9 protein-coding genes and 1 other RNA gene are annotated in these 6,628 nt (G+C 64.8%); 4 read left to right on the top strand and 6 right to left on the bottom strand.

Annotated elements, in window-relative coordinates:
• Both AAG799_RS21650 and AAG799_RS21655 read left to right on the top strand, forming a co-directional pair.
• Positions 1 to 447: PAS domain-containing protein (locus tag AAG799_RS21650; protein WP_341899104.1), on the top strand; the 447-nt coding region annotated here is incomplete at its 5' end.
• Positions 448 to 548: 101 nt separating this feature from the next.
• On the top strand, positions 549 to 1,025 hold the full coding sequence (locus tag AAG799_RS21655; protein WP_341899106.1) for a PAS domain-containing protein: 477 nt from the start codon (positions 549 to 551) through the stop codon (positions 1,023 to 1,025).
• On the opposite strand, the gene AAG799_RS21660 is transcribed toward AAG799_RS21655, so the two are convergent.
• From AAG799_RS21660 to AAG799_RS21685, 6 genes are all read right to left on the bottom strand, one after another.
• Positions 1,022 to 1,612: a uracil-DNA glycosylase family protein gene (locus AAG799_RS21660; protein WP_341899108.1), complete on the bottom strand. Its 591-nt coding sequence runs from the start codon at positions 1,610 to 1,612 to the stop codon at positions 1,022 to 1,024. The two genes, AAG799_RS21655 and AAG799_RS21660, sit on opposite strands and share 4 nt — an antisense overlap.
• A gap of 8 nt (positions 1,613 to 1,620) precedes the next feature.
• Positions 1,621 to 2,430: a TIGR00282 family metallophosphoesterase gene (locus tag AAG799_RS21665; RefSeq protein WP_341899109.1), complete on the bottom strand. Its 810-nt coding sequence runs from the start codon at positions 2,428 to 2,430 to the stop codon at positions 1,621 to 1,623.
• A gap of 7 nt (positions 2,431 to 2,437) precedes the next feature.
• Positions 2,438 to 3,049, bottom strand: coding sequence for a 5-formyltetrahydrofolate cyclo-ligase (locus AAG799_RS21670; protein ID WP_341899110.1), 612 nt, complete (start codon positions 3,047 to 3,049; stop codon positions 2,438 to 2,440).
• Positions 3,050 to 3,076: 27 nt separating this feature from the next.
• A non-coding RNA gene (gene ssrS / locus AAG799_RS21675) (6S RNA) lies at positions 3,077 to 3,233 on the bottom strand.
• 13 nt (positions 3,234 to 3,246) lie between these two features.
• Positions 3,247 to 3,582, bottom strand: coding sequence for a cell division protein ZapA (locus AAG799_RS21680; RefSeq protein ID WP_341899112.1), 336 nt, complete (start codon positions 3,580 to 3,582; stop codon positions 3,247 to 3,249).
• 36 nt (positions 3,583 to 3,618) lie between these two features.
• Positions 3,619 to 4,524 (bottom strand): hypothetical protein, encoded by a 906-nt coding sequence (locus AAG799_RS21685; RefSeq protein ID WP_341899114.1) that lies wholly within the window; start codon positions 4,522 to 4,524, stop codon positions 3,619 to 3,621.
• 32 nt (positions 4,525 to 4,556) lie between these two features.
• Here AAG799_RS21685 and AAG799_RS21690 point away from each other — a divergent pair, with 32 nt between their 5' ends.
• Together AAG799_RS21690 and AAG799_RS21695 are read left to right on the top strand one after the other, a co-directional pair.
• Positions 4,557 to 5,330, top strand: a complete 774-nt coding sequence (locus AAG799_RS21690) for a sulfite exporter TauE/SafE family protein (protein WP_341899115.1) — start codon at positions 4,557 to 4,559, stop codon at positions 5,328 to 5,330.
• Positions 5,331 to 5,423: 93 nt separating this feature from the next.
• Positions 5,424 to 6,628 (top strand): AMP-binding protein (locus AAG799_RS21695; RefSeq protein WP_341899116.1); only part of this gene is annotated, 1,205 nt, incomplete at its 3' end.

Below are 6,628 nucleotides of genomic sequence, written 5' to 3' on the forward strand. Positions count from 1 at the left end.
CAGGGCTATGAATACTGGGACCGCAAGCGCGGCGCCCGGTCGATGCCGGCGCGCGTCGATCTCGACCCGATCGAGATGAAGGCCTTCCTGCCGCATGTGGTGCTGATGGATGTGCTGCGCGACCACAAGCCGGGCTGGCCGCTGGATTTCCGCTACCGCCTGATGGGATCGGCCATCGACCTGCATATGTCGCGGCGGTTCACCGGCCTGTTCATGAGCGATCTGCCGCACCAGCAGCCCGACAGCCAGATCTGGCGGAATTTTTCCGAAGTGGCGCAGGACCGGCAGCCGCAGTTTCATCGCGTGCCCTATGTCGGCCCGCACAAGGATTTCCTCTCGGTGATCGACCTGGTGATGCCGCTGTCGACGGATGGCGAACAGGTCGACATGCTGATCTCGATCGTCGATTTCATTCCGCGCGAGATCGATCCGCCCGGCCGGTGGTAGTCGCGGGCGCACAATTAGGCCGTGCACTGACGGCGTTTTCATGTCACGCTGATATCCGTTACCCCTCCCCTTATACACACGATCAGGATTCCCGGCGGCGCATGACCGCATTGGATTTAAATTCGGCCACACCACTGTTGCGGCAGGGATACGACTACTGGCTGGCCAAATGCGGCGACCGGCCGATGCCGGCGCGCGCCGATCTCGATCCGGCCGAGATCAAGCCGGTGCTGCCCAACCTGATCCTGATGGACGTACTGCGCGACACCAAGCCGGGCTGGCCGCTGGATTTCCGCTATCGCCTGATCGGCACCCGTGTCGATGCGATGATGAACGGGCGTTACACCGGTCTGTGCATGAGCGACCTGCCGCACCAGCAGCCCGGCAGCCGGATCTGGACCAGCCTGGAGACGGTGGCCGAACACTGCCGGCCGCAGATCAACCGCGTGCCCTATGTGGGCCAGCACAAGGACTTCATCACCGTGGTGGACATGGTGATGCCGCTGTCGGGCGATAGCCGGCAGGTGGACATGCTGTTCTGCATCGTCGAGTTCATCCCGCGCGAGCCGCTGTATTAAACCAGCGCCACGGTAACGGCGGCCCTGAGCGCCGGCACCACTTCGGCGGCGAACCAGGGCTGGCGCTTCTGCCAGCCGGTGTTGCGCCAGCTGGGATGCGGCAGCGGCAGGAAACCATCCGGCAGATAGCTGCGGAACTGCCGCACCGTTTCGGTCATCGTCTTCTGCCGCCGCACGCCGAGGTAATGCGCCTGCGCATACTTTCCGACCAGCAATGTGAGGCGAATGTCGGGCAACTGCGCGAGCAGCCGCGCATGCCACAGCGGCGCACATTCCGGCCGCGGCGGATTGTCGCCGCCGCGCGGATCGACGCCTGGATAGCAGAAACCCATCGGCATGATGGCGATACGGCGCGCGTCGTAGAAATCCTCGCGGTCCATATCGAGCCAGCCGCGCAGCACGTCGCCGCTGCGGTCGTTCCACGGCATGCCGGTCTCATGCACTTTGGTGCCCGGTGCCTGGCCGATGATCAGCACCCTGGCGCTGCGCTCCATGCGCACGACCGGGCGCGGGCCGCGCGGCAGGTGCGGCGCACAAAGCGTGCAGGCCCGAACCTCTTTCAGCAGCGCTTCGAAGCGGCTGCCCATGAAGGTCTTTAGAGTGTTGCCTGCGCGAGTCGCCCGCCGAGCCGGATCGGGCTGATGCGGGTGGCAAGCCCGGTGCGATCATCGGTTTCGACAAACACCGCGCAGAGCGTGCCTTCGCCATTGGCCGGCTCGAAACGGCCGCCGGGGATTTTCTTGGTGAAGCGGTTGAGCGGTTCGGCCTTGTCCATGCCGATCACCGAATTGTAGTCGCCGCACATGCCGGCATCGGTCTGATAGGCGGTACCCTTGGGCAGGATCTGCGCGTCCGCCGTGGGGATATGGCTGTGCGTGCCGCAGACCAGCGAGGCGCGGCCATCGCAGAAATGGCCCATCGCCATCTTCTCCGAGGTCGCCTCGCCATGGATATCGACGACAATCGCATCGACACCGCCACCGAGGCGGTATTTCGCCAACTCGCCATCCACCGCGGCGAAGGGATCATCCAGCGGGTCCATGAAGACGCGGCCCATCACCTGGATCACCAGCACCTTCTTGCCGCTCTGCAGCGTATAGACCGCGGCGCCCTTGCCGGGCGTGCCCTTGGGATAGTTCAGCGGGCGCAGCAGGCGCGGGTCGGAATTGATATAGCCGAGCGTCTCGCGCTGGTCCCAGGCATGGTTGCCCAGCACGATGACATCGATGCCGGCGCCATAGAATTCCTCGCAGATTTTCCCGGTGATGCCGAAACCGGCGGCGGCATTCTCGCCATTGACCAGCACGAAATCGAGGCCGAGCGAGGCGCGCAGCTCAGGGATACGCGACACCACCGCATCGCGGCCGGACCGGCCCACCACATCGCCGCAATACAGAAGCTTCATTGCCGTTTTATCTTTCGAACTTGAGCGCGCCGCGCTCGGTTACCGCCCAATCCAGCCTCTCATCATGTGCCGCATACGGCAGCTCTGCCACCTGCTGTACCGCGAAGGCATAGCCGACGGCCAGAGGCTTCTTATCCCCAGCCGCCAGCCCGGATGTCCTCAGGGCCTTGAGCGTGGCGTCATAATAGCCGCCGCCCATGCCGAGGCGGTGGCCGACGCTGTCGAAACCGACCAGCGGCACCAGCACAAGATCGGGCCGCAAAACCTCGGCATCCTCCTGTGGCGCGGGAATGCCATAGGCCCCGCCCGGCGGCGGATTGGCAAGATCGTCGCAGCGCCGGAATTCCAGCAATCGCGCACCCTTGCGCACCACCGGCAGTGCGATCTTCAGGCCCTGGCGCTGCAGCGCCAGCAACAGCGGCAGCGGATCGAGTTCATCGCCCATCGGCCAGTAACCGGCAACCACCTGGCCGGGCTGCAGCGCAACGGCGGCGATAAACCGCTCGGCCGCCAGCGAGGCGATGGCGGCGCCATTGGCAGCCGCGGCTTCGGCACGCCGGACCTTCAGGCGACTGCGCAGCGCGGCCTTGCGGGCCTCGAGATCGGGATCAGGGGTCAAGGTGGCTGGCTCTGGTGGAAGAAGTGGACGGGCCCACCATGGCCGTAAGTATGAACTAACCTCTGTGGCCTGGCGTACCAGGTGGGCGCCATATGACCGGAACCAGGGTTCCGGCAGAGACAGCTCCCGTAGAGATGAGCATTGGCCCCAGGGTTACGTAAACCCACGCACCGGGCAGCACCCGTCCACCACTCTATTTAGGTGCTCTCCAGCTTCGCGGCAATGTCTTCGAGCCGTTTTGCCAGTCCGACCAGCGCTTCGGTGCCGTCCGCGGTGGTTTTCTGCTCCTGCTGGAAGGCCGTAACCTCCTGACGCATAGCGGCAATATCGCGCTGGGCCTGTTCCAGATCATCGGCCAGGGTCAGCGCCGTCATCAGCATCAGCCGCGCTTCGCCAACCTGCCCGACCAGCGCCGCCAGCTCGCGCACACGGCCATCGAGGATTTGCGACAGGCGGCGGACCTGCTCTTCCTCGCCATCATCGCAACCGATCTCGTAGAGCCGGTTGTTGACGGTGACCTTCACCATAGACATTGCAGCCTCCGTCTCTGGTTCAAATCCGTTTCCCGCTCAAACCTGGGCCTGGCTGTCGAGCGCCTGCCGCAGCCGCGCCATCGTCGCCTCCAGCCGCGCCGCGATGCCCGACTGGAAGGCCTGCATCTCGGTCTGCGCCGCCTTCGCCGCTGCCAGTTCGGCCTTCAGGGCCGCCATATCGCCGCTGTTGTCGGCGACCACGACCGGTACCGCTGCAGGCGCCGCCAGTGCCATGCGCTTCAGCGCCTCCTGCGCATCCAGCGCCGCAGCGAGCTGTGTGCGCAGCATGTCGCGCTCGTCCTTCAGCGCGGCAATCTCTCCATCCCTTACTGCCAGATTTTGCTGGCTCTCCCACAACTCAAGCATGCCTTCGGCCGCTTTATCGCCATACTGCCTCCGGAGCATATCCGTCGCTGCGGTCCGCCCCAGCTCCACCTTACTCTCCACGATGGAGTAGTCCTCCAGATCGACGGCGGACGGAATAAGTCCGGCTTGAAGGGACTCGACCATTTCCTTCAACACGGCCATCTCGCTGTCGCGGCTGGCGATTATGGCGTCTTTTGTGGCCAGCGTTTGGCGTAGCGCCGCGTCGTCGGCGTCCAGTCGGGCATTGTCGTTTTGAATCTGCGCCAGCTCGGCCCGCAGGGCATCGACCAGCGCGGCGCGTTCGCGCAGCGGCCCGGCTTCCTCGCGCGCGGCCTGCAAATCCTCGCGCAGGGTCTTCACCTCGGCGGACAGCAGCCCGTGCTGCTCGGCCAGGCGGCGAAACGCCCCGGCGCGCTGGGCCAGCGCGGCATCCAGGCGGCGGATCGCCTGGTCCATGGCGGCAACGGCTGCGGCAATTCCGGTCTGCATGGGTCCTGTCAGAATGATGCCTTCTGGCGATTGGGGTTGGCGGGCGAAGTTGATATGGAAGATAAGCGCCGCGCCGGCCCCACGCAACCGAACCGCCCGATTCCCAGGCAGACCCCGCCATGCCCGACTCGTTTCCGATGATCGCCGATCCGTGGTTCTACGCCGCGGCCTTTCCCGCCGTATTGATTATCGGGCTCAGCAAGGGCGGCTTCGGTCCCGGCACCAGCCTGATCGCCTTGCCCCTGCTGGCCCTGGTGCTGCCACCGCTGCAGGCCGCCGCCATCATGCTGCCGGTGCTCTGTGCCATGGACCTGGCCGGCCTGTGGGGATTCCGCGGCAAATGGGACCGCCGCAACATGAAAATCATCATCCCCGGCGCGATGATCGGCATCGTCATCGGCACGCTGACCGCCGGCTATGTCAGCAATCGCGGCGTCGAGATCATCGTCGGCGCCGTAGCGGTGATCTTCGCCCTGCAGAAATGGCTGAAACCCGGCACCGCCGAACCGACGCAGCCCAACACGCTGAAAGGCGTGTTCTGGAGCGCCTGTTCCGGCTTCACCAGCTTCATCGCCCATGCCGGCGGCCCGCCCCTGCAGGTCTACCTGCTGCCGCAACGGCTCGACAAGACCACCTTTGTTGCCACCACCGTGGTGTTCTTCGCCTCGGTCAATTACGTGAAACTGATCCCCTACTGGTGGCTCGGCCAGTTCACACCCGGCAACCTGGCCACCGGCGCGGTGCTGGTGCCGGTGGCGGTCGGCGGCGTCTATCTGGGCATGTATCTGCATCACAAGCTGAGCGACGCGCTGTTCTACCGCATCGTTTACATCTTCGTGTTCCTGTGCGGGCTCAAGCTGCTCTACGACGGTTTCGACCTGAGCCTGTTTTAGGGTCCGGGCCCGGCGCTTTCCGGCTATTGCCGCCACCCTGTTGCTGAATGGGCGCCATATGCTCTAGCTTGGCGCCTGCAGGGGAAATGCCAGATGAGCACGATCTACGACCGCGATCTCGACAAGAACCGGGCCAATTTCGAGGCCCTGTCGCCCATGAGTTTCCTGCGCCGCACCGCCGACGTGTTTCCCGACCATCTGGCGGTGATCCACGGCAAGCTGCGCTACAGCTATCGCGAACTGTATGAGCGCTGCCGCCGGCTGGCCTCGGCGCTGGAAAAGCGCGGCATCACGCGCGGCGACACCGTGGCGATCATCGCGCCCAACACGCCGGCACATCTGGAGGCGCATTTCGGCATTCCCGCCACCGGCGCGGTGATCAATGCGATCAACACGCGCCTGGATGCCGCCGCCATCGCCTTCATCCTGGAACATGGCGAGGCCAAGATCCTGTTCACCGACCGCGAATACAGCGCGGTGGTGAAGCAGGCCGTGCATATCTCCGGCAACAAGCCGCTGGTGATCGATATCGACGACCATCTGTGCAGCACCGGCGAACTGTTCGGCGCGATGGAATACGAGGATTTCCTGAAAACCGGCGATCCCGACTGGGCCTGGCGCGGCGTGGCGGATGAATGGGATGCCATCTCGCTGGGCTATACCTCGGGCACCACCGGCAACCCCAAGGGCGTGGTGACACATCATCGCGGCGCCTATCTGAATGCCGTGGGCAATGCGGTGACCTGGAACCTGCCCAAGCATCCGCGCTATCTGTGGACGCTGCCGATGTTCCATTGCGATGGCTGGTGCTTCCCCTGGACGATCACCATGCTGGCGGGCGTGCATGTCTGCCTGCGCAAGGTCGACCCCGCCCTGGTGTTCGACAGCTTCCTCAATCACGGCGTGACGCATTTCTGCGGCGCGCCCACCGTGCTGACCATGCTGATCAACGCGCCCGACGATGTGCGGGCGAAACTTCAGCCCGGCGTGAAATGCATGACCGCGGGTGCGGCGCCGCCGGCCGCCGTGCTGGCCGCCATGGAAAAGATGGGCTTTGACGTGACGCATGTGTATGGCCTCACCGAGGTCTACGGCCCCGCCGTGGTCTGCGACTGGCATGCGGACTGGGATGCGCTGCCGCTGCCCGAGAAAGCGGCGGTGAAGGCGCGCCAGGGCGTGCGCTATCACGTGGAAGAAGACGTCACCGTGCTGAATCCCGAAACCATGGAACGCGTGCCGGAAGACGGCGAGACCATGGGCGAGATCATGTTCCGCGGCAATATCGTGATGAAGGGCTA

Origin of the sequence: Ferrovibrio terrae, from assembly GCF_943371255.1 — a bacterium.
Taxonomy (GTDB): domain Bacteria; phylum Pseudomonadota; class Alphaproteobacteria; order Ferrovibrionales; family Ferrovibrionaceae; genus Ferrovibrio; species Ferrovibrio terrae_B.

Excerpts from the sequence above, each read along its gene's own strand:
- AAG799_RS21655 (WP_341899106.1), top strand. The coding sequence starts at position 549 with ATGACCGCATTGGATTTAAATTCGGCCACACCACTGTTGCGGCAGGGA.
- AAG799_RS21660 (WP_341899108.1), bottom strand. The coding sequence starts at position 1,612 with ATGGGCAGCCGCTTCGAAGCGCTGCTGAAAGAGGTTCGGGCCTGCACG.
- AAG799_RS21665 (WP_341899109.1), bottom strand. The coding sequence starts at position 2,430 with ATGAAGCTTCTGTATTGCGGCGATGTGGTGGGCCGGTCCGGCCGCGAT.
- AAG799_RS21680 (WP_341899112.1), bottom strand. The coding sequence starts at position 3,582 with ATGTCTATGGTGAAGGTCACCGTCAACAACCGGCTCTACGAGATCGGT.
- AAG799_RS21690 (WP_341899115.1), top strand. The coding sequence starts at position 4,557 with ATGCCCGACTCGTTTCCGATGATCGCCGATCCGTGGTTCTACGCCGCG.